This window comes from Novosphingobium sp. NBM11 (assembly GCF_015390225.1).
Taxonomy (GTDB): Bacteria; Pseudomonadota; Alphaproteobacteria; order Sphingomonadales; family Sphingomonadaceae; genus Novosphingobium.
This window is the reverse complement of sequence record NZ_VUOG01000001.1, coordinates 1,862,884-1,889,006: the sequence shown is the minus strand read 5'-3', so window position 1 is coordinate 1,889,006 and position 26,123 is coordinate 1,862,884. Positions and strand designations below refer to the sequence as shown.

The following is a 26,123-nucleotide window of genomic DNA, read 5'->3' as shown; positions in this document are numbered from 1 at the left end:
TCGCAGCATAGCAGCGCAGGATGATCCCTCCGCGACTTCGGTCGCGGGGGGATTTTTCATGGGCGTGCGATGTGGGGCAGGTGGCGCGATGCGCTGGTCAGGCGGGAAGTTCCGCTCCGGACAACAGCAGCGCGCGCAACCGTTCGGCGCGATTGCCATCGGGCGGCAAGCCGGCGCCCGTCCGCGCCGCGAAGCCGCTCGCCTGCGCGGTGGCGAAGCTGATGCCGTAAAGATTGCGCCGGGGTGGAACGCCGGGGATCGGGCGCGGATAGCCCGAAGCGAACAGCACGCCGTCCTGCACGCGCCATGTCTCGCGCGGACAGTCCCAGTCCAGCCCCACGCCCAGCACGTTGTCCGCATCGAGCGCGCCCGGCCAGCAGGGGGTACCATCGGCCTCGCGCGCGGCAACGATCAGCGCGCCGGCCTCTGCCGCGCGGGCCGCCACGGCCGCGAATCCTTCGCGATGCGCGGCATTGGTCGTGCCGAGGCTGAGGTTGATCACGTCCGCGCCCTGTTCGATGCTCCAGCCGATCGCCAGCGCCAGCGCGCGGGCGCTGGTCTTCAGCGCGTCGTGGAACACGCGCACCGGCAGGATCAGCGCGTCCGGCGCCTTTTCCTGGATGGCGGCGGTCACGGCCGTGCCGTGGCCGAGCCGGTCCAGCGTGGCGTCGGCTTCTTCTGACAGGGTGCCGTCCGAAGCGATGGCCGCGCCCGGCAGCAGCCTCGCGCCGTCGATATGCGGATGATCGGGGTGGACGCCGCTGTCGATTACGGCGACGCGCACGCTGCGTCCGCTTCCAGCGGGCGGGGCAGGGCTTTCAGGCAAAAGCCGGCTCGTTGGAGGCCACGGTGGCGTGGCCATGGTTCAGCGTGACGATCAGGTCCGCGCGCCGGGCCAGCGCAGGCTTGTGCGTGATGACCACGATCGTCGCCTGCGGCAGCGCCGCGCGCAGCCCGTCGGCCACGCGCTGCTCGGTGCCCTCGTCCAGCGCGGCGGTCGGTTCGTCTAGGATCAGCACCGATGGCTCGCGCAGCAGCGCGCGGGCCAGCGCGATGCGCTGGCGCTCGCCGGCCGACAGCGCCAGGCCACGCTCGCCGGTGCGGGTATCCAGCCCCTGCGGCAGGCGGCGCAGCAACGGCTCCAGCCCGGCGGCCGCAGCGGCTTGGGCAATACGCGCGCGGGGCACGCCGTCCATGGCGAAGGCGATGTTGCCGGCGATGGTGTCGTTGAACAGGTACGGCGCCTGATCGACCAGCAGCACCTCGCGCCGCAGATCGGCCAGGCACGTCTGCCGCAGGTCGTGCCCGTCCACCAGGATGCGGCCCTGTTGCGGATCGAGGAAGCGGACCATCAGGTCGGCCATGGTCGATTTGCCCGCGCCGCTTTCGCCCAGGATCGCGCAGAAGCTGCCGGCGGGAATGAACAGGTCCACGCCCGCCAGCACCGGTTCACGATCGTGGCGGAATGAGACGCGCTCGAACCGGATGCCTTGCCGCACGGGGCCGAGCGGGCGCGCATCGGTCTGCTCGGTCACTTCCGCCGGGGTATCGAACAGCTCGAAGATCCGCGCCAGCGAGACGCGGGTGGAGGCCAGGCCCGAAGACAGCCCCAGTAGCGCCTGGATCGGCCCGAACAGCCGCATATGATAGGCCATGAAGGCGACGAGCGCGCCGATCGTCATCTCACCGTGGATGATCCGCGTGCCGCCATAGAGGATCACCACCGAGGTCGAGGCGGTCAGCAGCGTGCCGGGTAGCGCGCCGGTCATGAACGAGGCGACCTGCATCTTCAGCATGGCGCGCACGAAGGCGCTGTTGCGGGCGCCGAAGCGGTCGACCTCGTGCGCTTCCGCGCCGAGTGCGGCGACCACGCGCATGCCCATGACGGTATCGACCAGCAGGCTGCCGAGATCCGCCCCGCGTTCGCGCATTTCGCGCGTAAGCGCGGTGACCTTCTTCTGGAAGTGGAGGAAGACCATGACCGCTACCGGAACCAGCACCGTGCCGACCAGGAACAGCCGCCAGTCCAGCCACACCATCATCGCCACGCAGCCGATGAAGAACAGCACGTTGCTCAGCACCGAAAGCAGCGTGTCGCCCGCCGCCCGCTGCACATCGCTGACATCGCTGTTGATGCGCGACATCAGGTCGCCCAGCCGGAAGCCGCCGTAGAAGCGCGGGCTGAGCGTTTGCAGGTGGCGGAGCAGCGCCACGCGGATGTCGTAGAGCATCGCCGCCGACAGCCCGACGTAGCGATAGCTGGCGAGGATGTTCAGCGCGAAGCCCGCCAGCGTGACCACGATCATCGCGCCCGACACGGCCAGCAGCGCGTCCATGTTCCGGCGCAGCAGCGCCTCGTCGATCATCAGCTTGGAAAGATAGGGCTGCGCCAGGCCCACCCCGGTCGAAAGCAGGCTGACCAGCAGCACGCCCAGCAACGGCCGCAGATAGGGGCGCACATAGGGCAGCAGCCGGCGATAGGTGCCCCAGTCGGCCACGGGCGGCGGTGGTGCCGCTGGCATCGGGGCGGCTGGCATCGGGGCGGGGGGCGGGTTCAGGCGGCTGCCTCCCGCGCGAACAGGCGGTTGCCACGCAGCACGAAGCGCGGTTCGGGCACGCGCGCCAGCTGGCCGGTGCACCAGGCATGGCCCTGCGCCAGCGCCTCCGCCTGTTCGCGCCACCAGGGCGTGTCGCCCCCTGAGCGGTAGAACGGCAGGCTGACCTGCAGGTGCCGTCGCATCGAGGCGATCAGCATCGCCCGGTAGTGCGCGAGCAGCGCCTCGCGGTCACCGCCGTCGCGGATCGCGGCCAGCACCGCCGCTGCCAGGATGGCCTCGCGCGCGGCCTGCGCGGTGCCGTCGCCGCAGATCGGATCGAACGCGATGGCGGCCGTGCCGCAGGCGATCCAGTCCGGCCCGGCGAGCCGGTCGAGCAGGCGCGGCGCGGTTTCGAACCGGGCGCCTGCCGGCCCCAGCGTGTCGACCAGCGGCGCGACCAGGCGGCTTTGCGCCAGCAAGGCTTCCGGCGCGTTGCCCACGCCCAGCAGCCAGGCGGCGTCTGCCCCTTGCGGAATCAGGAACAGCCACCCTTCCGGCGTGGCTTCGACATGGCAGGTCGCGCGATCGGCCCCCGCGCGCAGCGTGACCGGCACAGCCACGGCCTCGCGCGTGCCGAAACGGTGCAGCGCGGGTTCGGGAAACGGCGGCGCGCCGTGGATGGTGAACGGCGCGGGTGCCTCCTGGAGCATGTCGGCGGGCAGCGCCGGCAGGCCCAGTTCGGCCTCGATCTGGGCGCCGGACACCACCGCCGCGCCATGGGGCAGCGGCGCGGACACGCTGCCGCCCCACGAAACCACGCGTCGTTCGATGCGGGGCAGGGCGGCGAACAGGCCCGGCTGGCCGAAGATATCGCGCAGCAGCGCCAGCGCCGGATCGCTCAGCATGATCACGGGAACGGGGGCGCGCGGTTCGACCGCCGCCCCCGCCAGGCAAAACCCGTCTTGCGCCAGCAGGTGGGCGCAGGTCGCGACGGAAACGCCGCCGCCCCGCAATCGCACCGCTGGCTGTGGTCCGGTCATGGGCGTCCTGTCATCGTCGTCCCGCTATTTCAGGTGGAGCAGGCCGGCCATGGTGGCATCGGCACCGAGATCCCAGGTGCGTTCGTACTTGAGCGTCTTGGCGTCGTACACCTCGATGTCATAGCTGGCGCCGTGGATGTACAGCTTCTGCCCGTCGGCCGAGATGCCGAACGAGAAGCGCGAACGGCAGTGGAATTCCGCCTTCTCCATCACCTTGTTGGTGGCCATGTCGAAGTGCCAGAATTCGCAGCGCTTGTTGCCCAGCGTGCCGTTGGTGACGACGGTATAGCCATCCTTCCCGTCGGGCGTCACTTCCAGCCCGGCCATGCCGGTGGGCACCGGGCCGATCGGGGTGAAATCGAACGTGCGGTTGGTCAGGTTGAAGCGCCCGATGCCGAACATCTTGGCGTGGACATAGGGGTCGGAAGCGTTGAACAGCGAGACAAACTCGTTGGGATTCTGCAACGCTTCCACGCCGCCGCCGAACGCCACGTTCTCCATGCCGGTGGTTTCCGGCTTGGCAAGGTCCAGCCGGTCGCTGACCTTCAGGGTCGCCGTATCGATCACCAGCACCTTGTCGCCGAACTTGTACAGCGTCTTGCCGTCGGGCGAGAGCGCGAAGGTGGGGCGGAAGCCGCCGAGCGTATCGTCCTGCGGATCGATTTCCACGGTCCGCGCGACCTTCTTCTGCTGAAGATCGATCACCGCGTAGAGCGGCTTGCTAACCTTGTAGCGGTCCGGTTCCTTGTCGAAGCGGATGAGCTGGGTGTAGTACCAGCGGCCCGTCGGATCGGGAACGCCGCCCATGAAGCGGTATTTGGTGGTGGGCGTGTTCAGGCTGAACTGGTTGAGGATGCGCCGCGTGGCGCTGTCCAGCACCACGATCCCGCTGGTGGTGATCGTCGTGACGTAGATCTTCGCCTTGTCGTTGGACAGGCGCAGCGAGGTGGGCAGGCCCGCCTGCAGCTGGATACGGTCTGTGATCGCGCCGTTGGTGTCGTCGATCGTGAACAGCTTGTCCGGATACGTGCCGATCATCATCGTGCCGGCATGGGCGGGCGCCGCGGCGGCCAGCGCCGTAACGAGTGCCGGCGCCACCCGTGCTTTCGCTATCAGGGCTTTCAGGCGGGGCAGGGAACGAAGCTGCTTCATCGTGCTTCTCTTCCTCGAAGGGGCGCGCCGCAGGAACGCGGCAGGTCCGCCCCGGATGGTCAGGGTTCGGCGTGGCAGGCGCGGGCGCGCCCGCTCACGGGAAGACGAGATCGAGATTGCGCCAGTCCTTCGTTGCCGCCGCGCAATTGCTCGCCCAGTCCGGCGAATAATTGACGTGGTCGGGCACCTGCACCGGCCAGAAGCAGGTGACATAGCAATCGTAGATGTCGCGCTCGACCGGCTGGCACAGGCCCGCCGTGCCGCCCCCGGCATCGACTTCCCACCCCGGCGAGAACGACAGGGTGCACCCCATCGGTACGTGTGGGCGCGGCTGCTGCTGCAGCGCGACGACGTCTTCATCAACCGAAGTGATGGTCTCTTCGATCTTCTGGGCCTTCTTATTGATCGGCTTGAGATGCTTCATGACAAGCCCTTTCGTTCAGCGAAGCGTTCGAGGAAGCCGGGGTTGCGCACGGCCAGCGTGCCGTAGATCTTCAGGCACGTGTCGGTCCATTGGCGGATCCAGTCGCAATAATGCAGGTTGGCGTGGCCGGTATCGCCATAGCGGACGAAGGCCTCGTGATGGCAGCCGCCGGCGCAGAGCGGGCGCGCCCAGCACGATTGGCATTCGTACTTGGCCTGGACGTGCCCGCGCGCAAGGAAGTCCTCGCGCTTGCCCTGGTCGATCCCGGTGGAGATGTGGCCCAGGGTGTGCGTATCGGCATCGGTGAAGCGGTGGCAGGGCGAAAGGTCGCCCGAGGGGCTCACCCCCAGCAGGCCGAGGCCCGCGCCGCACGGGTGCGACTTGTTGGTGCCCTGGATCAGTTCGCCGATCGTTTCGCTGACGTTGGTGAAGCCGTGCATCCGCCCTTGCAGCGCATAGTCCAGCCATTCGTCGGCGAGGGCATGGAAACCGGCGAGGACGCCGGTCATGTCATCGCCGTTGAGCGAATATTCGCGCTCCTCGCCCGCGGTCGTCACCGGCGCGAAGCCCACTTCGTGGAAGCCGATGTCGTCCTTGAGATGGCGGTAGATGCGGATCACGTCGGTGACCCCCGCCGTCAGGGTGACGCGCGCTGTGATCGCGCGGGTCTTGTGACGGGCGATCAGCTTGCGCAGGCGCGGCTCGATCACCGCATAGCTGCCCTTGCCGCTCTTGTAGACGCGGCGGGCGTCCTGCATTTCCGCCGGGCCGTCCATGCTGACGGTGACGCCGATCGCGTTGTCCGACAGGAAATCGATGATCTCGTCGGTCAGCAGCGTGGCGTTGGTGGTCAGGCTGAAGGTGATCTTGCGCCCCTGCGCCGCCGCCTGCTCGTTGGCATAGCCCACCACATCGCGCAGCAGGCGGAAGTTCATCAGCGTTTCGCCGCCGAAGAAGGTGATGTGCACCGCTTCGCGGTTGCCCGATCCGGCCAGCAGGAAATCGACCGAGGACTTCGCGGTTTCCAGCGCCATGTACTTCGGCTTGCCGGCGGGCGTGGCGATCTTGTCCGCGCCGAATTCGTAGCAATAGGTGCAGGCCAGGTTGCACTGGTTGGTGACGTTGAGCACCAGCGCCTGCAGGGGATAGTCCGCCGGCGGGGCGGACGGCGCGGGCGCGGTGGTGACCTGTTCCGAATGGATCGCGCGGACCTGCCGCAATTCGCGGATCAGGTCCTCCGCGTCCGCCGGGGAATGGCCCGCGCCGGCCAGCGCCGTGGCCAGTTCCGCGTGGCTCATCTCGCCCTCGTCGAGCAGATCGAGCACGGCGCGGGTGCCTTCGTCGAGCGCGAAGATCGCGCCCGCCGAAACCAGGTACATGAAGTCCGTGTCGGACGAGCGGAATTCGTGAAGTTCGCCGCGCCGGTAGCGGTGGGCCAGCATGGTCGTCATTGCGAAACCTCCGGCTGATCCCAGCGCTTGTAGGCGGGAACGGTGACGACGAGGTAGGACTTGGCCGTCAGCGGCTTGCCCTGGGCGTCCTTTTCGGCCTTGGCCGTGGCGACCACCCAGACCTCGCCATAGTTGTTGCGATTGCCGCTGCGCTGTGGGTTCGGTCCGTCCACGTTCGGCGTGAACAGCGCCTTCTGGCTGATCGAACCGACATAGGCCTTGTCGTCATCGTACCAGACCGACTGGAACTCCTGGATGCTCCAGTCGGCGGCGACGGGGCCGATGTTCACGTCGTCGGCGGTGTTGGGCTTGCCATCGGGGCCGTTGTCGAAGCCCACGGCATCGAACTGGGCGTATCCCTTGGCGAAGTGCGCGCCGCCCAGCCGCGACAGGTTGGTGTCGGGCGTGACCTTCAGGTAATCGACCTTGCGATAGACCGGCAGGGCCGAAGCGAGCACCGCGCTCCCCACCGAAACATCATGCACGCCGGCGACAGCGCCGGGGGCGGCATCGACCGATACGACGATTTCGGTGGGGCTCGCGGTGACGACCCTGGTCACCGCTAGCCCGGCGCCAAGGTCGATATCCTTCGCAGTCGGCGCAGCCGGCAGGCTATCGCCGAAAATGTGGACGTCCACCCCCCTGGTGCCGGCCTTGATCGCGTTGGGCCAGACAGCGCCGATCGTCGGGCTGCCGTCTGCGCGAACCAGCTTCACGTCGAAACCGAATTCCTGATATTCCCCCCAGAACCAGCGACCTTCGGCGTTCTTGCGATCGGGCGAGAACCACATGGTCTCGCGCGTCGGATTGTCGAGCGCATCGGGCGCGGAAGGCTGCGCGGATGGCGCGGAGCGGCCGCGCCAGCTGTAGCCGGCATAGACGATGCCGTTGCCGGTCCGGCTCAGCGTCGATCCGTCGGTCAGCGATCGCAGCGCGATGCCGGTCTTGAATTCGTCGCTGTCGGCCGTGGCACCGATGGTCATCGTGCCGATGAACCGGCCCTTGCCCGGGGCGGAGGCGCTGACCAGCCATTTGCCGGCCAGGCGCGGATCCTGCATCCGGGACTTCCACTGCGTCCATTCGGGCGTGTGCAGCGGGGCGACCTTGCGCGTATAGTCCAGCGCGATCTGGCCCTGCGTGACCGGCGTGGCGCCGGGCTTGCTCACGATCGGCGTGGGCTGGCCGAAGACCGCGCCGGGTTCGTCCGTGGCGGGGCGGCGATACTGGACGTCGGCCTGCGAATAGAGCGCGACGTGGAAATCCTGCAGCAGCTTCCATTCGCTGCCCGACCGTCGCCAGGAAAGCGGCTGGGCAAAGGCGTGGCACGTGGCGCAGGCTCCGCGCAGGGATTCGCTGGGGATGTTGGTCTCGTCCTGGATGCGATGCTCCACGAGGTACATCACCGGCCTTGCTTCCTCCGGGGCAAGCCCGTGGCTGCTAGAAAGATAGCGGACCACCTGCCGCGATTCCTCGGGCGTGATCTGCAAGCCGTTCAGCTTGACCATGCGCTTGATCGCCTGCGCCCAGCCTTCCGGCGTGGTGCGCAGCCAGGAAATGCGCGAAAGATTGCCCTTCGCGTCGGCGGTGTGGCAGGCGCCGCACTTTTCCTTGGTCAGGCTATCGGTGACCGGGATGCCTTCCTCGCTTTCGGGCTTGTCCGCCCCGCCAGCCATGCCGCCGGTCATGCCCCCGGCCTGCGCGACAACGGCGGTGGCGGTGCACAGGCCCGCCAGCAGCAGCGGGCGCAGCGACAGGCGCGTCGCCAGCGCGGCCCGCCAGGATGGGCTGGCGGCGGCATCCTGCGCGTCGTGTGGACGGGACTCGGTATCCGGGTAGGCCATGCTCGCGAAATCCCCCTGATTGGACCGGAAGCGGCGCGATTCGAGCGCGGGTCACGAGAGCAAGCTTGACGCTTGTCCAAGATTGGTCAACGCCTTTGTTGCAGCGCCGCCCATCTTTTTTGCAGATGCGAAAAAAGGCGTGTGATCCGGTTGGAATCACACGCCTTTTGGATGTTGGAAACTGTCCTGACGGGCGGCGTTCGGGCCGCGATCAGGTCAGCTGCAACGGCAGGGATCGCAGCCGTTTGCCGGTGGCGGCGCGGATGGCGTTGGCAATCGCCGGAATGACCGGCGGCAGGGCCGGTTCGCCCAGTCCGGTGGGCGGGAAATCGCTCTTCACCCAGGTGATCGCTACATCGCGCGGCACGGCATCGATGCGCAGCAGCGGGAAATCGCCGAAGTTGTCGGCCGTGATCGCGCCCGCCTCCTGCACCACCGGCTGCCACACCAGCGCCTGCGCGATACCGTCGATCGCCGCACCCTGCGACTGGTGCTCGGCATTGAGCGGGTTGATGACCTGGCTGCCGATGTCGCCCGCCATCCAGATCTTGTCGACCTTCACCGACGTTCCGCCCGAAACGGTGACGTCGACGACTTCCGCGAAATAGCCGCGATGGCTGAAATAGAAGCCGAAGCCGCGCCCCTTGACCGCATCGCCCGCGCCCTTGGCGGGGCCTGTGCGCCCGGTCCAGTTTGCGGCCTTGCACACCGCGTCGATCACACTGCGGGCGCGGCCGGTGTGGAACACCAGCCCCTTGCGCTCGGTCGGCAGTTCGCGCGGTTCGCCCAGCGTGCGGCGCATCAGCTCGGGCAGGTCGATGCCAGCGGCCTCGGCCACCTCGTCGAGAAAACCCTGGTACACGAAGGCCATGGCATTGGAGGTCGGCGCGCGCAGCCAGCCCGTCGGCAGGTTGGTCTTGAGATAGGTCGCGCCCAGATGGGCATCAGGCACGACCGGAGCGGGAAATTCGGTCGAGCTCATTTCCGCCGCGCGGATCGGCTTCCCGTCCGCGCCGAAGGTGATGAAGTGGTCCTTGAACGCGATCAGCGCGCCCTTGGCATCGAGGCCGGCGGTGAAGCGGTGCCAGCCGGCGGGACGATAGTAATCGTGCCGCAGGTCGTCCGTGCGGTCCCACAGCAGCTTGACCGGCCGGCCGGGCACGCCCTTCGCCACCTGCGCCGCCAGCACCATGTAGTCGCTCATCAGCCGGCGGCCGAAACCGCCGCCGATGCGCGTCATGTGGATGGTCATCGCTTCGGGCGCGATGCCGAGCATGGCGGCCACTTCCTTGCGCCCGGCGCCCGGGTTCTGCGTCGGCGCCCACAGTTCCAGCTTGCCGTCCGCCGTCCACAGCGCGGTGCAGTTCTGGGGTTCCAGCGTGGCGTGGGCCAGGAAGGGATAGGAATAGTCGGCGGTCACGGTCTTTGCCGCGCCGGCCAGGGCCTTGTCGGCGTCGCCAGCCTTGAACAGATCGGCCTGCGGCGCGGCGCCCAGCGCATCGGCGGCCTGCTTCGCATAGCCGGCGGTCGAGAATTGCTTCTGCGCGGCATCGTCCCACGCCACCACCAGCTTTTCGCGCGCCTTGCTGGCTTTCCACCAGCTGTCGGCGACGATCGCGACGGCATCCTGCTGCCCCGGCGGGACAAGGCCGCTGTTGACCGGCACCACGGCGACGACGCCCGGAATCCCGCGCACGGCCGCATCGTCGATCCGGGCGATGGTGCCGCCGAACGCCGGGCACTTGACCAGCGCGGCGTGGAGCATGCCGGGCAGGTGCGTATCGATCCCGAACAGCGGCGTGCCCTTGACGATCTTGGGCGTGTCCACGCCCTGCATCGGCTGGCCGATGATATGGAATGCATCCGCCGGCTTGAGCGGCACCGTGGCGAGATCGGGCACGGGCATGCCGGCCGCCTCGCGCGCCAGCGCGGCATAGGGCACGCTGCGCCCGCCGGCCTTGTCGATCACCTTGCCGGCTTCGGTCGAAAGCGACGCCGGGGCGACGCCCCACTGCTTGGCCGCCGCCGCCACCAGCATGGCGCGCGCGGCGGCGCCGGCCTGGCGCATGGGAAGCCAGTTGTTCGGCGTCGCGGTGCTGCCGCCGGCGACCTGAAGGCCATAGCGCTTGTCGTCGGCGTCGGTCTGCTCGATGCGGACCTGGTTCCACGCCACGTCGAGTTCCTCGGCGATCAGCATCGGCAGCATGGTCTTCACGCCCTGGCCGATCTCGGGATTCTTGGCGCCGATGGTCACGCTGTTGTCCGCGTTGATGCGGATGAACGCGGTGAGCAGGACGGGTTCGCCCGCGGCGCCAGTCGCCTGCGCCAGCGCGATCCGGGCGTCGAAGGTCAGCACCGCCCCGCCCGCGAGCGACGCGGCGAGGAACGAGCGGCGGTTCAACGACCGGCGGCTCAGTGCCGCGCCGGCGGCTTCTCGATCCTTCACGATGCTCATGCCGCCACTCCCGCCGCCTTGCGGATCGCCTTCTGGATGCGCAGGTAGGTGGCGCAACGGCAGATGTTGCCGCTCATGCCGCCTTCGATGTCCTCGGCCGTGGGCCTGGGCGTCTGCGTCAGCAGCGCCGTGGCCGACATGATCTGTCCGGCCTGGCAATAGCCGCATTGCGGGACATCGAGGTCGACCCACGCATCGACCACCTTCTTGCCCACCGGCAGCGAGGCCACGTCCTCGATCGTGGTGATCTGCTTGCCCGCCGCATCGGCGATCGGCGTCTGGCACGATCGCACCGCGTTGCCGTCCAACAGCACCGTGCAGGCGCCGCACAGGCCCGCACCGCAGCCGAACTTGGTGCCGGGCAGGTTCAGGTCTTCCCGCAAGACCCACAGCAGCGGCTTGTCGGCTTCGGCGTCGACGACGCGCTTCTTGCGGTTGACGGTCAGCGAAATGGCCATCGGCAGTCCTTCATGCTTGATCGCGCGGATATTCTCATCCCGCGCACCTGTTAAGCCGGGCGCACGGGATGCACCATTGCCAAACAGATGTTCCGTAACGCGGAACGCTGGCGGGATGGAAACCTTTGTTGTCCGGTTTCAAGAAATTGGCTTGAAAACGCCTTAAATATTGGACAGGCATCAAGTATCCGTCAAGCACCGTTGCGCGCGCGGGATAAAAAGGGTTGGGCGGGGCAGTCGGGCTGGCGACCCACGTTCAGGAGTGTTAGGCCGGGTGCAATGGCAAGCGATGTCGCCCACATGATAGCCACGCGGCCGGGAACCTATACGCGCGGGACCGAGACGGTCGACGCCATTCTCAAGGCCGCGTTGACCGTGCTGATCGACGAAGGCGCGGGCGCGTTCACGATCCGCCGTATCGCCGCCGAATGCGGGATGAAGGTGGGCAACGTCAGCTACCATTTCCCGCGCAAGGAAATGCTGATCCAGATCCTGCTCGACGAGTTGCTGGAAAGCTATGACAAGCTGCTGGAGAACCGCGTCCGCCAGCCCGACCTGCCGGCGGAGGAAAGGCTGCGGCTGCTGATCGAGATTTGCCTGGATGATATCGCCGGCAAGCGCACCACGCGGCTGTTCACCGAACTGTGGGCGTTGGCCAACCAGAACGAATTCATCGCGGATCGAGTCCGGGCCTTTTACCAGGGGGTCCACGATTTCATCGGGGAATACGTAGCGCTGCTCAATCCCCGGCTGTCGCCCGATCAGGTGCACACGGTGGCGCTTTATATCAGCGCGTCGATGGAAGGCACTACGCCATTCCTCGGATATGAAAAACCGTGGGCCGCGAAGATGATGGCGTTTCGGACCATAGCCGCCCGCGCGCTGGTCGATCTCGCCAGAACGATAACGCCGGAACAGATTTCCGGCCTTCGGTAAGGCGCGCGAAGCAGCACGCGGCACAGAAGGGTCCTGACCCCAGGGCTGTGAGTGTGCCGGATGCGGAACAGGGCGATCATCGGGAGGGGTGTCGGGGCGGCCTCGATGGCGGCCGCGCTGGGATGCCTGCAACCCGGAATCGATCCGATCTACCTGACGGTGTTGAGCGATGCGCGGCCCGTGCCGCTGGAGGCGCACGGGCTGGTCGTGGGCTTTACCCAGGCCGGCTCCGCGCTGGGCGCGCTGACGGTCTGGTGGCTGGGGCCGGTCCTGCCCCGAGGAAGCGTTGTGGCGGCGGCCGTGTTGGCATTCCTGTGCAGCGTGGCGACGGCGCTGGCCGGCAGCCTGGCGACCGTTCTCGCGTGCCGCGCCGGCTATGGCCTGGCGATGGGGGTGGTCTATGCCACCACCATGGCGGCCTATGCCGCGCACCGCCCCAGCAAGGCCTATGGCGCGGTCTATCTGACCCAGCTCATTCTCTCGACGCTGGTTTCGCTGGCCTTGCCCGAGCTGATGCTGGCGGCCGGCGCAAAAACCGCGCTGATGGCGATGGCGCTGGTGCCGGCACTCGCGCTGGTGGTGCTGGTGCCGTTCGTGCGGTCGGCATCGATGATCGATAGCCCGTCCGGCATCGCCGCGGGAAGGAGCGCGGTGCCGGTCGCCGGCTGGGCGCTGGCCGCGGCAACCTTCTGGTTCATCTGTTCGACGATGCTGGTGTGGAGCTTCTCGGCCGCGCTGGCCACGCGCGCGGGTATCGCCGATCGCACGATCGGGCAGGCCGTGGCGATCGGCTCCGTCGTCGGCGCGCTGACCGCGGTGGCGGTGATGCGCGAACGGCTGCTGGTGCCGCTGCCGGTCACCGCCCTGCTGTCCGGGCTAGCGCTCGCTTCGCCGGTGGTGCTGACGGTGCCGGGGGCGGACGGCGCCTATGTCGCGTCGATCGTGCTGCTCAACATCGGTTCCACCGCGATCATCATCCGCTGCTCCGGGCTGGCGACGGCGTCGAGCCGGGATTCGCGCTTTCGCGTGTTCGTGGCCTGCACGCACAGTCTTGGGCTGATCGCCGGGCCGTTGCTGGGAACGGCGATGATGGCGCTGTTCGGGCGCGAGGGGTTGCTGATCGGCGTGGCGCTGGCCCTGACGGGAGGGCTGGTCTCGGTCGGCTGGGCGGTCCGCGCCGGATTTGCGGGTGCGACCGGCGCGAGTCCTCAAAAGGGTGGCGCGCCAGCCCCTATAGGCGCTTGACTAAAACTGGACGGGCGTCAAACCTTCATCCGACGACGCAGCGCCATGCTATCTTGCGGGGGCAAGGCGCATGGTGAAGGCGCCGCATCGGCCGTCGCAACCGAAGGGGGTCAAGGTCAGATGAAATCCATTGCCAGCCGCATGCTTTCCGCCATCCCGACGCTTGCCGCCTGCCTCGCGCTGTCGGTGATCGACGCGCCGCAGGCCTTGGCCGACACCGCCAATCCCACGGAGCCCGAAGAGTCGGACGTCGCCGCGATCACGCCGCCCAAGCCGGGCTGGATTTTCGTGAACCGGGGTTTCGTGTTCCCCGGCACCGCGATCTACGACACCGGCAACGGCAAGATGCTGGGTTTGGTGCAGACGGCGCTTCTGGCGGACATGGCGATCGATCCGGCGGGCAAGTTCTACTACGTGGCCGAAACGATCTGGAGCAAGGGCAATCGCGGCACGCGGCAGGACATGGTCACGGTCTATGATTCGACCAATCTCAAGCTGCAGGCCGAAATCCCGATTCCCGGCCGGCTGCTGATCGGCGGCCGCAAGCAGGACTTCATCCTGAGCGACGACGGCAAGCTGGGTTTCGTCTATAACTTCAGCCCCGCGTCGTCGGTCAGCGTGGTCGATCTGGAAAAGCGCAAGTTCCTGCGCGCGATCGAGCTGCCGGGTTGCGCTAGCCTTATCCCCAATCCCGGCGCCGGCTTCTCCGCGCTCTGCGCCGATGGTTCGCTGGCAACGGTCACGGCGGGTGCCGCGAAGCCCGCGATCACCCATTCGGCTCCGTTCTTTTCGGCGACCGACGATCCGATCTTCGACAACCTGATCTACGACAAGACGAAGCAGCAAGCGGTTTTCCTGTCCTACACCGGCAAGATCTATACCGCGAAGATGGCGGCGGCGCCGACGGTTTCCGAGCCCTTCTCGATCCAGGTGGCGGCCGGGCTGCGCGCGGGCGACACCAAGCCGCTCGACGTCAACTGGTATCCCGGCGGGGGGCAGCCGATGGCGCTCCACCGCGCGTCCGGCCACCTCTTCGTGCTGATGCACCCGGGCGAATACTGGACGCACAAGGCCGGCGGCACCGAAATCTGGGACGTCGATCTCGCGGCGAAGAAAGTGGTGAAGCGCGTGCCGATCACCGATCCGGCTACCACGATCGAGGTGACGCAGGAGGCTGCGCCCAAGCTGATGTATTCCGGCGGCGAGGGTGGCACGGTCCATGTGATTGACCTGAAGACCTGGGACGAAACGCTCAAGCTCGACCGTGCCGGCAGCGGCGTGATCACGGTTACGGACGCGCGGTGAGCGCTGTCGCCGCCGATCTTGCGGTATCGGGCCTGCGCGTCGCGGGGCTGGCCGGCGCGTTCGGCACTGGTCTGGTCTTCGTGCATGCGGGCCTGTCGAAGCTGCTCCATCGCGATGTGCTGCCCGGTGTGATCGCCAATTACCGGCTGCTGCCCGATGTGCTGGTCGCACCCGTGGCGGCGGTGCTGCCGTGGGCGGAACTGGCGCTGGGGGTGGCGTTGCTGGCGGGCGGGCCGCGCCTGGCCGTGGTGCCGGCGCTGCTCCTGCTCGGGCTGTTCGCAGCGGCGATGGCGGTGAACATCGGGCGCGGGCGGCGCTCGATCGACTGCGGCTGCGGGCGGTCGCAATTGCGCCAGACGCTGGGCTGGCCGCTGGTGGCGCGCAATATCGTGCTGATGGCACTGGCGGCCTTGCGCCTGCCCGCCGCGCTGCCGTCCACCGGCTTCGAGCTGGCCACCGCCCTGGCGGGCGGCCTCAGCCTGTTCGTTCTCTATCTGCTGTTCAACGCCATCGCCGCGCTGGCTGTCTCGCCCGTCGCGGCCAGAGTCAACGCTGGAATCAAACGGAGGTGAGCCCATGCTGACGGCGCTTATCGTTTCGCAGGTCATTTCGTGGGGCGTGGTCCTCGCGCTCGTCGTCGCCGTGCTGGCGCTGGCGCGGCAGGTGGGCGTGCTGCACATGCGCGTGGCGCCGGCCGGGGCCTTGACCACGGCGGGCGGACCTTCGGTGGGCGCGCGATCGGCCGCCATTCCGGCGCGGACGCTCGAAGGCGCGGCGGTGACCGTCGGTGGCGCCGCGCCCGGATCGGCGCTGCGCCTGCTGATGTTCGTGTCGGCCGCCTGCCCGCTGTGCAAGGGGCTGATTCCGATGGCCAAGTCGTTCGCGCGCGACGAGCGCGTGCAGCTGATCTTCGTGGGGGACGACGATCCGGCGGTGCAGCGCGGGATGATCGAACAGCACGGCCTGGGATCGTACCAGTTCATCAACGGGCCGGACGTGGGGCAGGCGTTCGAGGTGGGCAAGCTGCCTTACGCGGTGCTGCTCGACGCCGATGGCACGGTGCTGTCCAAGGGGCTGGTCAACAGCCGCGAACACCTGGAGAGCCTGGTGATCGCGCACGAGATGGGCGTCCGTTCGGTGCAGGACTATATCGGAAGCCTGAAGGCGGAAGTGGCGTGATGGCTGTGGCGCGGCTTGCCCGCGCGGACAATTTCAAGGGGGCATGGTCATGAAGAAGTTCGATGCGGACGCCATGGGCGAAACGCTGCTTCGCCGTTTCGCGGGCGGCACCTCGCGCCGTGGCATCCTGGCACGGCTGGGCGCGGCGCTGGTGGCCGCCCCGGTGTTTCCGCTGCTGCCGGTCAGCCGGGCCGAGGCGGCCAAGCCTGACCGGTCGGGCGAAGGCAAGACCGCTTTCGCCCGCGTGGCGCAGAGCAAGGACAACACCAAGTGCGATTACTGGCGCTATTGCGCGATCGACGGTTCGCTCTGCACCTGCTGCGGCGGCGGCATCCACACCTGCCCGCCCGGCGCGGAACCTTCGCCGGTTTCGTGGGTGGGCACCTGCGTCAATCCCGATGACGGCAAGTCCTACCTGATCGCCTATCGCGATTGCTGCGGCAAGGCGTACTGCATGCAGTGCGATTGCAACAATACCGACCGCGAGACGCAGCTCTACGTGCCGCAGCTCAACAACGACGTGATCTGGTGCTTCGGCACGAGCAGCATGGAATACCACTGCTCCACCGCTGTGCTTGTCGGCCCGGCCTGACCGGGCGATTGCGCGAACGGACCGCGCAGAGGGATATTGGCGGCATGGCGTTTCGTTCCTGGCCCGTTTTCTGCCTGGCGCTGTTGGCGCTGGCCTGTGCCGTCGGGCGCGCGGACGTGCGCGCGACGCCGGCCCAGCTCACGCCGGCGGAGGTGATGGTCGATCCGGAACTGGCGCGGTCGGACTATGTCGAGCACTGCGCCGGCTGCCATGGGGTGCAGGGCAAATCCGCGCCCGCGCCGCTGCCCGAACTGTTCGGCCGCGTCGGCTGGTTCATGTGCACGCCGCAATCGCGCGCCTATCTGCTGCGCCTGCCCAATATCGCGCACAGCCGGATCAAGGATAACGCGGAACTGGCGGACATGATGAACTACGTGGTCTTCGTGATCGGCGCGGGCAGCGTGCCGCCGGGGACCAGGCCGTTCACGGGCGCGGAAGTGACGCGCGAACGGCCGCTGGTGATGGATTCGGCCTCGCTGACCGCCGAACGCGCCCGCCATGCCGCCGACGCGATCCGCAAGTGCCGCGCGCCGGCCTCGCTCGGCCTGCTCTATCCGGGCGAGACCAAGTGACCCAGGCTCGGGAATGTGGTAAGCGGCGCCGATGATCGCGCCCACCCCCATCGACATCCTGCGCCTGCTGGTGCGCGGCGCGGCCGACGGAATCGATGGCGTGCTGGTGACGCTGGCGGGCATCGAGGGCACGTCTTCGCGCGCGATCGGCACGCAGATGGCGGTGCTGGCCGATGGCCGCCACGCCGGTTCGTTCTCGGGCGGTTGCATCGAGGCCGCGGTGATCGCCGAGGCGCTGGACGTGCTGGCGCGCGGCGAGGGGCGGGTCATCCGCTATGGTTCCGGATCGCCCTATATCGATATCCGCCTGCCTTGCGGCGGGGGCATCGACCTGTTGTTCACGCCCTGCCGCGATTCGCGATCGATCGTGGCCGTGCTGGGGGCGCTGGCCCGACGCGAACCGATGGCGCTCGCGCTCGGCGTCGCGGGGGCCGCGCCTGCCGTGGCCGATGCCCCGGCAGGATGGAGTGCGGACGCGTTTGTGCAGCACTACGTGCCGCCACTGCGGCTGGTGGCGGTGGGGCAGGGCGAAGACCTTGCTGCGCTCGCCCGGCTGGCCATGGCGTTCGGCATCGAGGTCATCGCGCATGCGCCCGAACGCGATCCGTTGATGCGGGAAGCCGCCGGGGCGATGGCGGTCCATCCGATGGCGTCGCGCACGGCGGAAGTCGCTTTCGAAAGCGATGCGTGGACGGCGATCGTCTTTCTGTTCCACGACCACGATTGGGAAGAGGCTCTGCTGCCGCGCGCGCTGGCCGCGCCGGCCTTCTACCACGGCGCGATCGGCAGCCGGCGGACACACCGCGCGCGGGTGGACATGCTGCGCGCGGCAGGCGTGCCGGAATCGCGGATCGATGCCTTGCGCGGCTCGATCGGCCTGATTCCGTCCACGCGCGATCCGGCCACTCTGGCGCTGTCGATCCTGGGCGAGGTGGTGCAGGATTATCAGGCCTGCGCCGGCGGTGTCGAATGGACGACCGCCAGGGCGCAACCAGCCGCCGCCGACCCGACCGCCACGCTGCGTGGCTGATCCGGATTTTGCGGGCATCGCGGTCATCCTGCTGGCGGCAGGACGGGGCACGCGGTTCGGTGGAGCCAAGCTGGACGCGGATCTGGAGGGACGGCCTGTAGCCTTCCATGCGGCCGCCATGTTGGCCGGCTTGCCCTTCGCCCAGCATTTTGCCGTCGTGCGCGAGGATACGCCCGCCCTTGCTCCGCTCGGCTGGACGACCCTGCCGCTCGATTCTCCCCACGCGCCGCAATCCCGCTCGCTGGCGATCGGCGTGGCGGCGGCGCGGGCAGCGGGCGCACGCGGTGTGCTGATTGCGCTGGCGGATATGCCGCTGGTGCCGGCCGCCCATGCCGCGGCGCTGGTTTCGGCGTTCGACGGGGACCGCATCGCCAGCGGCGCGGGGGGGCAACGCATGCCGCCGGCTCTGTTCGGCGCGAGGCACTTCGGCGCGCTGGAGGCCCTGTCCGGGGACCGGGGCGCGGGCGCGCTGCTGGCGGACGCGCCTTGCCTGCCGCTGCCACCGGGGGCGGAACTGGACGTGGACCGGCCCGAAGACCTGGCGCGCGCCCAGAGTCTTTTGCGGTCCGGCCTTCTGTGATGCGGGGGGCCGTGCTAGTCGGCAGGGCATGACCGCCCGCCTAGAGCCATTTCACGCCATTGCCGTCAGCCGCATCGCCCATCGCCTGGGCACGGAGGGGCGTTCGATCATCCACATGGAGTTCGGCCAGCCTTCCACCGGCGCGCCCGCCGAAGCGATCGCCGCCGCGCACCATGTGCTCGATACCGATCCCATGGGCTACTGGGAAAGCCCGAAGCTGAAAGCGCGGATCGCCCGGCACTATCAGGAAACCTGCGGCGCGGTGATCGATCCCGAACAGATCGTGTTGACCTGCGGGGCATCGCCGGGGCTGGTGCTGGCGCTGTCGCTGCTGTTCGATCCCGGCGCGCGCGTCGCCATCGCGCGGCCCGGCTATGTCGCCTATCGCAACAACCTGCGCGCGCTGCACATGGAACCGGTGGAACTGCCCTGTGGCGAGGCGGAGCGCTACCAGGTGACCGCCGCCGCGCTCGACGCGCTGGACCCGGTCCCCGACGGGCTGATCCTGGCCAGCCCCGCCAATCCCACCGGCACGGTGATCGAACCCGCCGAACTGGCCGCGATCGCCGAGGTCTGCCGCCGCAAGGGCATCCGCGTGATCTCGGACGAGATCTACCACGGCATCACCTATGGCGCGCCGGCGGTGTCGATGCTGGCCGAAGACCGCCAGGCGATCGTGGTCAACAGCTTCTCCAAGTATTTCAGCATGGCCGGCTGGCGGCTGGGCTGGGTGGTGGTGCCCGCCGCGCTGGTGGACCAGGCGCGGGCGCGGATGGGCAACCTGTTCCTGACGCCGCCGGTGCTGGCGCAGCACGCCGGGCTGATCGCGTTCGATTGTCGCGACGAACTCGAAGGCCATGTCGCCACTTATGCGCGCAACCGCGATCTGTTGCTGGCGGCGCTGCCGGGCATGGGGCTGGGCCGCATCGCCCCGCCCGATGGCGCGTTCTACATCTATGCCGATATCGGCCACCTGACCGACGACAGCCTGGCCTTCTGCATCCGCCTGCTGGAGGAAACCGGCGTCGCCACCGCGCCGGGTATCGATTTCGATCCGGTGGAGGGGCACCGGTTTATCCGCATCAGCTTCGCGGTATCGACCGACCGGGTGATCGACGCGATCGAGCGGATGCGACCGTGGTTCGCGGCGCGCACGGCGGAAGCGCGCGCCGTCTCGGCCTGAGGGGGCAGGTTTCCCACCCCCAGCCCCTCCCGCAAGCGGGAGGGGAGAAGAAGGGATAGCCCCTCCCGCAAGCGGGAGGGGAGCGAGACTTGCGTCGCCGCAGGCGGCGTTAGTCGCAGCGGGGTGGGCCTTCTGCGCTCCTACGTTCGCAAAACCGACAAGCCCCGATTTTTGCCCGTGACGGCGGCATTACGTGTTGCGGTGCAGCATTGTTTGGCGCACTGTCCCCAACCATGATCAAGGCGGGTCTCCATCACCTCACGCGCTATTCCTACAACAAGCCGGTCATGCTGGGGCCGCAGGTCATCCGCCTGCGACCGGCTCCGCACAGCCGCACGGCGGTGCCCAACTATTCGCTGAAGATCAGCCCGCCCAACCACTTCCTGAACTGGCAGCAGGACCCGCTGGGCAACTGGCAGGCGCGGATCGTGTTTCCCGAGCCGGTGGACCATTTCCAGATCGAGGTGGACCTGCTGGCCGAACTGGCGGTGATCAACCCGTTCGACTTCTTCGTCGAGGAATACGCCGAGGAATATCCGTTCGCCTATGCTCCGGCGCTGGCGTCGGACCTTGCCGCCTATTTCGAGACCGAGCCGCAAGGCGCGTTGTTCGCGGCGCTGGCCGATCGGTTCCGGGGCCATCAGGGCCGCACGATCGATTTCCTCGTGGAAATCAACCAGGCGGTCAACCAGACCGTCGGCTATGTGATCCGCATGGAGCCGGGCGTGCAGGCGCCCGAGGAAACGCTGGAGATCGGCACCGGATCGTGCCGCGATTCGGCGTGGTTGCTGGTGCAATTGCTGCGCACGCTGGGTTTCGCCGCGCGGTTCGTCTCGGGCTATTCGATCCAGCTGACGCCCGATGTGGTCGCGGTCGACGGGCCGAAGGGCGTGTCGCAGGACATCTGCGACCTGCACGCCTGGGCGGAAGTCTATGTTCCCGGCGCGGGCTGGATCGGGCTGGACGCCACCTGGGGCCTCTTCGCCGGCGAAGGCCACATCCCGCTCTGCGCCACGCCGCACTACCGCTCCGCCGCGCCGATCGAAGGCGTGGTGATGGAGCCGGTTCATTCGGACTTCCGGTTCGAAATGGAAGTCTCGCGCATCCAGGAAGCGGTGCGGATCACCAAGCCCTTCACCGACGCGCGCTGGGATGCCCTGCTCGCGCTGGGCGACAAGGTGGATGCCGATCTGGCGGCTGGCGACGTGCGGCTCACGATCGGCGGCGAGCCGACCTTCATCGCCGACGACGATTTCGAGGCGCCCGAATGGAACAGCGCGGCGGTCGGCCCGACCAAGGCCGCCTATGCCGACCGGCTGATCCGCCTGCTGCGCGAACGGTTCGCGCCGGGATCGCTGCTCCACCACGGGCAAGGCAAGTGGTATCCTGGCGAAAGCCTGCCGCGCTGGGGCTATGCGATCTACTGGCGCGCCGATGGCGTGCCGATCTGGCGCGATCCGTCGCTGATCGCCGGGGAAAGACCGCCGCAGGAGCATCCGGCTACTGCGGAGGCCGAGGCCGGGGCGCCGCAACCCGATGCCGCGATGGCTCAGGTGTTCCTGACCACAGCCGCGCGCAATCTGGGGGTGGAGGAGGAGTTCGTCCAGCCGGTCTATGAAGACGCGGTCGAATGGATCGTGAAAGAGGCGGAGCTACCCGCCAACACCAGCCCCACCGATCCGCAGCTGGACGATCCGGAAGCCCGGCAGCGCTTCATGCGCACGTTCCAGCGCGGACTGACCAAGCCCGTGGGCTATGTCCTGCCGGTGCAGCGCTGGCATGCCGCGCCATCGCGGGTGACGCGCTGGCAGAGCGAACGCTGGAAAGTGCGGCGCGGCGCGCTCTATGCGGTGCCGGGCGATAGCGCGCTGGGCTATCGCCTGCCGCTGGGATCGCTGCCGTTCGTGCCGCCGTCCGACTATCCCTATATCCACCCGCGCGACACCGCCGAGCCGCGCGAACCGCTCGCCGATTTCCGCGCGCAAGTGGCGGAGCGCGGGCACCAGGTGCGCGACGCGGCGACACCGCCAGAAGCCGCCGTCGAACAGGCCAGCATCGCCGTGGAAGGTCCGGCGGGGACGGCGCAGCGCCGGATCGAACAGGTTGCGATCGAAGGCGCGGTCCGCACCGCGCTGACGGTGGAGCCGAAGGACGGCTACTTGTCCGTGTTCCTGCCGCCCGTGGAATCGCTGGACGACTATCTCGACCTGATCGCGGCGGTGGAGCAGGTCGCCGAGGAAACGCGCGTGCCGATCCGGATCGAGGGCTATCCCCCGCCACCCGATCCGCGCCTGACGGTGCTGAAGATTACCCCCGATCCCGGCGTGATCGAAGTGAACATCCAGCCGGCAAAATCGTGGCGCGAAGCGGTGGACATCACCGAGACGCTGTACGAATGCGCGCGCGAGGTGGGGCTGACGGCGGACAAGTTCATGGTCGATGGCCGCTCCGTCGGCACCGGCGGCGGCAACCACATCGTGCTGGGCGGGCCGACCCTGCTCGATTCGCCGTTCATCCGCCGGCCGGACCTGCTCAAGAGCTTCGTGCTCTACTGGCAGCGCCATCCCGCGCTCAGCTACCTGTTTTCGGGCATGTTCATCGGCCCGACCTGCCAGGCCCCGCGCATCGACGAAGCGCGGCACGATGCGCTCTATGAACTGGAGATCGCGCTGGCGCAGGTGCCCAACCCGAATCACGGGCCGGACCAGCCGCCACCGCCCGCCTGGGTGGTAGACCGCCTGTTCCGCAACCTGCTGGTCGACGTGACGGGCAATACCCACCGCACCGAAATCTGCATCGACAAGCTGTTTTCGCCCGATGGCCCCACCGGCCGGCTGGGCCTGGTCGAGTTCCGCGGGTTCGAGATGCCGCCCGACGCCCGCATGAGCCTGGCGCAGCAATTGCTGTTGCGGGCGCTGGCCGCGTGGTTCTGGAAGCAGCCGCAGGACGGGCCGCTGGTGCGCTGGGGCACGCAGTTGCATGACCGCTTCATGCTGCCGCACTACGTCTGGGCCGATTTCCTCGACGTGCTGGCCGATCTGCGCGGTGCCGGGTACGATTTCGATCCGGTGTGGTTCGAGGCGCAGCGCCAGTTCCGCTTCCCGGTGCACGGCGCGGTCGAGGGCGGCGGCGTGCAGCTTGAAGTGGCGCACGCGCTGGAGCCGTGGAACGTGCTGGGCGAAACCGGCGCGATCGGCGGCACGGTGCGCTATGTCGACAGCTCCACCGAACGCTTGCAGATCCGCGCCAGCGGGCTGGTGCCGGGCCGCCACGTGATCGCCTGCAACGGGCGGCGGCTGCCCTTGCAGCCGACCGGCGTTCCGGGCGAGGCCGTGGCCGGGGTGCGCTACAAGGCGTGGTTCCCCGCCAACTGCCTGCACCCGATGATGCCGGCCCACGCGCCGCTGACGTTCGACATCCTCGATACGTGGAACGGCCGTTCGCTGGGGGGATGCGTCTATCATGTGGCGCATCCGGGCGGGCGCAACTATGATACCGTGCCGGTCAACGGTTATGAGGCGGAAGCCCGGCGCAAGGCGCGCTTCCAGGATCACGGCCATTCGCCGGGCAGTCAGGCCATTCCGGCCGAGGAAGCAGCAGGGGAGTTTCCGATGTCGCTCGATCTCAGGCGTCCCGCGCATCTGATCTGATGGCGCTGGTCGAGAACGCAGCGCCGCCCGCCCCGGCCACCAACCGGTTGCAGGACTATCCGGTCGACGTCGATGCGGGCGACCTGTTTCGCCATGCCTCGGGCGATGTCGCGGAAAAGTGGGTGGCCATGGCCAACGGCCTGTCCTCGCTGGCGGCGGAATCGGGCCTTTCGGTGCAGGAACTGGTCGCGCGCCAGATCCAGGACATGGGCATGAGCTTCCGCATCGCCGGCGATGACGACGAGCGCGAATGGCCGCTGACGCCGATGCCGCTGCTGATCGGCGCGCAGGAATGGGCGGACGTGGAACGCGGGCTGATCCAGCGCGCGCGGCTGCTCGAACAGCTTGTGGCGGACATTTACGGCCCACAGCGGCTGGTGGACGATGGTTTCCTGCCCGCCGCCGTGATCGCTGGCAGCCGTTATTTCGCGCGCAACATGGTCGGGCTGAAGCCGCGCGCGGATCATTACCTCCATGTCTACGCGGTCGATCTGGCGCGGGGGCCGCGCGGCCAGTGGCGCGTGCTGGGGGATCGGCTGCGGCTGGCCAACGGCATCGGCTATGCGCTGGAGAACCGCCTGGCCCTGTCACGCGGCACCGGCACGCTGCTGTCGGACATCAACGCCCGGCGTGTCGCGCGCTTCTTCGGCGATCTGCGCGCGGGAATTGCCCGCGATTGCCAACGCGAAAGCCCGCGCATCGCGCTGCTCACGCCCGGCCGGTTCAACCAGAGCTATCCGGAACAGGCCCATCTCGCGCGCTATCTGGGCTTTCCGCTGGTGGAAGGGCGCGATCTGACGGTGATCGACGACCGGCTCTACATCCGCACGATCGCCGGGCCGAAGCGGATCGACGCGGTGTGGCGCTGGATCGACACCAACGCGCTCGATCCGCTGAGCTTCGATGCGCGGTCCACCATCGGCGTGCCCGACATGTTCGATGCCTGGGCTTCGGGCGGGCTGGAAATGACCAACTGGCCGGGCGTGGAATTGCTGGAGGCGCCGGCCTTCGCCGCGTTCATGCCGCGCCTGTGCCGCACCCTTCTGGGCGAGGAACCGCTGCTGCCGAACATCGCGACCTGGTGGTGCGGGCAACCGGTGGAAGCCGATATCGTGCGCGCCCGGTTCGACGAGTTCGTCATCACGCCGGCGTTCGGCCAGCCGGTCGAGGGACTGGAGGACGTGCGCGGCGTGGCCGGGGCAAGCCTTTCCCCTTCCGCACGCGACCTGCTGTTCGATGCGATGCAGCGGCGTCCGATGGACTACTGCGGGCAGGAAATCGTCCACCTTTCCACCACGCCTGCGCTGGTGGGGGATCGGTTCGAGCCGCGCCCGTTCACGCTGCGCGCGTTCGTGGCGCGCGGGCCGGATGGCGAATGGACCGTCATGCCCGGCGGATTCGCGCGGCTGGCCTCATCGGGCGGGCTGCTCACCTCGCTCATGGGCGAAGGCGATCTCTCGGCCGACGTCTGCGTGGTCGATGCGGCGGCGGTGCCGGACTATGGCTCGACCACCCTGGGTGATGCCCCGGCGATCCGGCGTGGCGGCGGCATCCTCGCCAGCCAGGCGGCCGACAACCTGTTCTGGTTCGGCCGCTATTGTGAGCGCGCGGAAATGACGGTGCGGATCGTCCGTTCGATCCTGGGCAGTTCGATCGAGGTCGATGCGGGCGGGGGCATCAACCCCGCCGTGCGCGAAAAGCTCGTGGAGCTGCTGTTCCTGTGGGGCGCGATCCGGGCGAAGGACCAGAAGCTGTCCGCGCACGAGGCCTGCCGCATCGCGCTGGGCGACGGCGGGCTGCCGGGCAGCGTCAGCACGCTGCTGGGGAATATCCGCAGCGTCGGCCTGTCGTTGCGCGACCGGTTCGCGCCCGATTTCTGGCGCATCGCCAGCCGGCCGATGCCCAAGCTGGATTCGCACCGCCCCGGCGCCCTGTTGCGCGTGGCGCGGGAACTGGTGGAACGGTTCGGCGCGCTCGCCGGGCTGGGCGCGGAGGACATGGTGCGCGGGCCGGCCTGGCGCTTCCTCGACATCGGCCGGCGGCTGGAACGCGCGCTCGCGGTCTGCCGGATGACGCGCCAGCTGGGCGTGCTGCCGGAAGCCGATGCGCTGGGCGCGCTGCTGGACCTGTGCGACAGCCAGATCACCTACCGGTCGCGCTATCTCAGCGTGCCGTTGCGCGATCCGGTGCTGGACCTGTTGCTGCTCGATGCGGAAAATCCGCGGTCGCTGGTGTTCCAGTTGCAGACGCTGGCCGCGCATGTCACTGCCTTGCCGGCGCTTGGCGAGGACAACCTGCCCGAAGCGCCCTTGCGCGAAACGCGCGCCGCGCTTGCGCCGTTCCTCAGCCTGACGATCGATGCCGTCGATGACAGCCTGCTGGGCGAGACGGAACGGCGCCTGCTGACTCTGTCCGAAGCGATTTCCGCGCGATACTTCCTGCAGTTCGAACGGTCCGAACCCGTGGTGCGCAGCAATCTGCTGGTATGATGGT

21 protein-coding genes are annotated in these 26,123 nt (G+C 68.3%); 12 read left to right on the top strand and 9 right to left on the bottom strand.

Annotation, left to right across the window (positions count from 1 at the left end):
* Positions 1-97: 97 nt before the first annotated feature.
* From F1640_RS09015 to F1640_RS08975, 9 genes are all read right to left on the bottom strand, one after another.
* A complete protein-coding gene (locus F1640_RS09015; RefSeq protein ID WP_309229229.1) occupies positions 98-784 on the bottom strand; it encodes a S8 family serine peptidase in 687 nt (228 codons plus the stop codon).
* A 34-nt stretch (positions 785-818) separates the two neighbouring features.
* Entirely contained in the window at positions 819-2,522 is a 1,704-nt protein-coding gene (locus F1640_RS09010; RefSeq protein ID WP_194918805.1) for an ABC transporter ATP-binding protein, read from the bottom strand.
* Positions 2,523-2,554: 32 nt separating this feature from the next.
* Positions 2,555-3,577 carry a hypothetical protein gene (locus tag F1640_RS09005; protein ID WP_124808087.1) on the bottom strand — a complete coding sequence of 341 codons (1,023 nt, stop codon included), beginning with the start codon at positions 3,575-3,577 and terminating at the stop codon, positions 2,555-2,557.
* 24 nt (positions 3,578-3,601) lie between these two features.
* Positions 3,602-4,729 carry a hypothetical protein gene (locus F1640_RS09000; RefSeq protein ID WP_233497381.1) on the bottom strand — a complete coding sequence of 376 codons (1,128 nt, stop codon included), beginning with the start codon at positions 4,727-4,729 and terminating at the stop codon, positions 3,602-3,604.
* Between the two features lie 94 nt (positions 4,730-4,823).
* Entirely contained in the window at positions 4,824-5,153 is a 330-nt protein-coding gene (qhpC, locus tag F1640_RS08995; protein ID WP_124808088.1) for a quinohemoprotein amine dehydrogenase subunit gamma, read from the bottom strand.
* Positions 5,150-6,604, bottom strand: coding sequence for a quinohemoprotein amine dehydrogenase maturation protein (peaB, locus tag F1640_RS08990; RefSeq protein WP_124808089.1), 1,455 nt, complete (start codon positions 6,602-6,604; stop codon positions 5,150-5,152). Before peaB ends, qhpC begins: the two co-directional genes overlap by 4 nt.
* The gene (gene peaA / locus F1640_RS08985) at positions 6,601-8,445 is read right to left on the bottom strand and encodes a quinohemoprotein amine dehydrogenase subunit alpha (protein WP_255530320.1); all 1,845 of its coding nucleotides are present in this window, start codon (positions 8,443-8,445) and stop codon (positions 6,601-6,603) included. Before peaA ends, peaB begins: the two co-directional genes overlap by 4 nt.
* A 211-nt stretch (positions 8,446-8,656) precedes the next feature.
* Positions 8,657-10,900 (bottom strand): molybdopterin cofactor-binding domain-containing protein, encoded by a 2,244-nt coding sequence (locus F1640_RS08980; RefSeq protein WP_255530319.1) that lies wholly within the window; start codon positions 10,898-10,900, stop codon positions 8,657-8,659.
* Positions 10,897-11,358 (bottom strand): (2Fe-2S)-binding protein, encoded by a 462-nt coding sequence (locus F1640_RS08975; protein ID WP_194918803.1) that lies wholly within the window; start codon positions 11,356-11,358, stop codon positions 10,897-10,899. The genes F1640_RS08980 and F1640_RS08975 overlap by 4 nt, the downstream gene beginning before the upstream one ends.
* A 279-nt stretch (positions 11,359-11,637) precedes the next feature.
* Here F1640_RS08975 and F1640_RS08970 point away from each other — a divergent pair, with 279 nt between their 5' ends.
* The 12 genes from F1640_RS08970 to F1640_RS08915 all read left to right on the top strand — a co-directional run bounded on the left by F1640_RS08970 (position 11,638) and on the right by F1640_RS08915 (position 26,119).
* Entirely contained in the window at positions 11,638-12,294 is a 657-nt protein-coding gene (locus F1640_RS08970; RefSeq protein WP_233497378.1) for a TetR/AcrR family transcriptional regulator, read from the top strand.
* A gap of 105 nt (positions 12,295-12,399) precedes the next feature.
* A complete protein-coding gene (locus F1640_RS08965) occupies positions 12,400-13,539 on the top strand; it encodes an MFS transporter (RefSeq protein ID WP_194918801.1) in 1,140 nt (379 codons plus the stop codon).
* Between the two features lie 120 nt (positions 13,540-13,659).
* On the top strand, positions 13,660-14,844 hold the full coding sequence (locus F1640_RS08960; protein ID WP_124808095.1) for an amine dehydrogenase large subunit: 1,185 nt from the start codon (positions 13,660-13,662) through the stop codon (positions 14,842-14,844).
* The gene (locus F1640_RS08955; protein ID WP_194918799.1) at positions 14,841-15,416 is read left to right on the top strand and encodes a MauE/DoxX family redox-associated membrane protein; all 576 of its coding nucleotides are present in this window, start codon (positions 14,841-14,843) and stop codon (positions 15,414-15,416) included. The genes F1640_RS08960 and F1640_RS08955 overlap by 4 nt, the downstream gene beginning before the upstream one ends.
* Positions 15,417-15,420: 4 nt before the next feature.
* The gene (locus tag F1640_RS08950) at positions 15,421-16,023 is read left to right on the top strand and encodes a methylamine utilization protein MauD (protein WP_124808097.1); all 603 of its coding nucleotides are present in this window, start codon (positions 15,421-15,423) and stop codon (positions 16,021-16,023) included.
* Positions 16,024-16,072: 49 nt separating this feature from the next.
* Entirely contained in the window at positions 16,073-16,615 is a 543-nt protein-coding gene (locus tag F1640_RS08945; RefSeq protein WP_124808098.1) for a methylamine dehydrogenase light chain, read from the top strand.
* 44 nt (positions 16,616-16,659) lie between these two features.
* On the top strand, positions 16,660-17,187 hold the full coding sequence (locus F1640_RS08940; RefSeq protein ID WP_194918798.1) for a cytochrome C: 528 nt from the start codon (positions 16,660-16,662) through the stop codon (positions 17,185-17,187).
* Between the two features lie 31 nt (positions 17,188-17,218).
* Positions 17,219-18,217: an XdhC family protein gene (locus F1640_RS08935; protein WP_194918797.1), complete on the top strand. Its 999-nt coding sequence runs from the start codon at positions 17,219-17,221 to the stop codon at positions 18,215-18,217.
* A complete protein-coding gene (locus tag F1640_RS08930; RefSeq protein ID WP_190287128.1) occupies positions 18,210-18,797 on the top strand; it encodes an NTP transferase domain-containing protein in 588 nt (195 codons plus the stop codon). Before F1640_RS08935 ends, F1640_RS08930 begins: the two co-directional genes overlap by 8 nt.
* 28 nt (positions 18,798-18,825) lie before the next feature.
* The gene (locus F1640_RS08925; RefSeq protein ID WP_125954073.1) at positions 18,826-19,980 is read left to right on the top strand and encodes a pyridoxal phosphate-dependent aminotransferase; all 1,155 of its coding nucleotides are present in this window, start codon (positions 18,826-18,828) and stop codon (positions 19,978-19,980) included.
* Between the two features lie 233 nt (positions 19,981-20,213).
* Positions 20,214-23,630, top strand: coding sequence for a DUF2126 domain-containing protein (locus F1640_RS08920; protein WP_194918796.1), 3,417 nt, complete (start codon positions 20,214-20,216; stop codon positions 23,628-23,630).
* A complete protein-coding gene (locus F1640_RS08915; protein WP_194918795.1) occupies positions 23,630-26,119 on the top strand; it encodes a circularly permuted type 2 ATP-grasp protein in 2,490 nt (829 codons plus the stop codon). Before F1640_RS08920 ends, F1640_RS08915 begins: the two co-directional genes overlap by 1 nt.
* Positions 26,120-26,123: the final 4 nt, after the last annotated feature.

What these genes read in the sequence shown, in the direction of transcription:
- F1640_RS09010 (WP_194918805.1), bottom strand. Translation starts at nt 2,522, where the DNA reads ATGCCAGCGGCACCACCGCCGCCCGTGGCCGACTGGGGCACCTATCGC.
- F1640_RS09005 (WP_124808087.1), bottom strand. Translation starts at nt 3,577, where the DNA reads ATGACCGGACCACAGCCAGCGGTGCGATTGCGGGGCGGCGGCGTTTCC.
- F1640_RS09000 (WP_233497381.1), bottom strand. Translation starts at nt 4,729, where the DNA reads ATGAAGCAGCTTCGTTCCCTGCCCCGCCTGAAAGCCCTGATAGCGAAA.
- qhpC (WP_124808088.1), bottom strand. Translation starts at nt 5,153, where the DNA reads ATGAAGCATCTCAAGCCGATCAATAAGAAGGCCCAGAAGATCGAAGAG.
- peaB (WP_124808089.1), bottom strand. Translation starts at nt 6,604, where the DNA reads ATGACGACCATGCTGGCCCACCGCTACCGGCGCGGCGAACTTCACGAA.
- peaA (WP_255530320.1), bottom strand. Translation starts at nt 8,445, where the DNA reads ATGGCCTACCCGGATACCGAGTCCCGTCCACACGACGCGCAGGATGCC.
- F1640_RS08980 (WP_255530319.1), bottom strand. Translation starts at nt 10,900, where the DNA reads ATGAGCATCGTGAAGGATCGAGAAGCCGCCGGCGCGGCACTGAGCCGC.
- F1640_RS08975 (WP_194918803.1), bottom strand. Translation starts at nt 11,358, where the DNA reads ATGGCCATTTCGCTGACCGTCAACCGCAAGAAGCGCGTCGTCGACGCC.
- F1640_RS08970 (WP_233497378.1), top strand. Translation starts at nt 11,638, where the DNA reads ATGGCAAGCGATGTCGCCCACATGATAGCCACGCGGCCGGGAACCTAT.
- F1640_RS08965 (WP_194918801.1), top strand. Translation starts at nt 12,400, where the DNA reads ATGGCGGCCGCGCTGGGATGCCTGCAACCCGGAATCGATCCGATCTAC.
- F1640_RS08960 (WP_124808095.1), top strand. Translation starts at nt 13,660, where the DNA reads ATGAAATCCATTGCCAGCCGCATGCTTTCCGCCATCCCGACGCTTGCC.
- F1640_RS08950 (WP_124808097.1), top strand. Translation starts at nt 15,421, where the DNA reads ATGCTGACGGCGCTTATCGTTTCGCAGGTCATTTCGTGGGGCGTGGTC.
- F1640_RS08945 (WP_124808098.1), top strand. Translation starts at nt 16,073, where the DNA reads ATGAAGAAGTTCGATGCGGACGCCATGGGCGAAACGCTGCTTCGCCGT.
- F1640_RS08940 (WP_194918798.1), top strand. Translation starts at nt 16,660, where the DNA reads ATGGCGTTTCGTTCCTGGCCCGTTTTCTGCCTGGCGCTGTTGGCGCTG.
- F1640_RS08935 (WP_194918797.1), top strand. Translation starts at nt 17,219, where the DNA reads ATGATCGCGCCCACCCCCATCGACATCCTGCGCCTGCTGGTGCGCGGC.
- F1640_RS08925 (WP_125954073.1), top strand. Translation starts at nt 18,826, where the DNA reads ATGACCGCCCGCCTAGAGCCATTTCACGCCATTGCCGTCAGCCGCATC.
- F1640_RS08920 (WP_194918796.1), top strand. Translation starts at nt 20,214, where the DNA reads ATGATCAAGGCGGGTCTCCATCACCTCACGCGCTATTCCTACAACAAG.
- F1640_RS08915 (WP_194918795.1), top strand. Translation starts at nt 23,630, where the DNA reads ATGGCGCTGGTCGAGAACGCAGCGCCGCCCGCCCCGGCCACCAACCGG.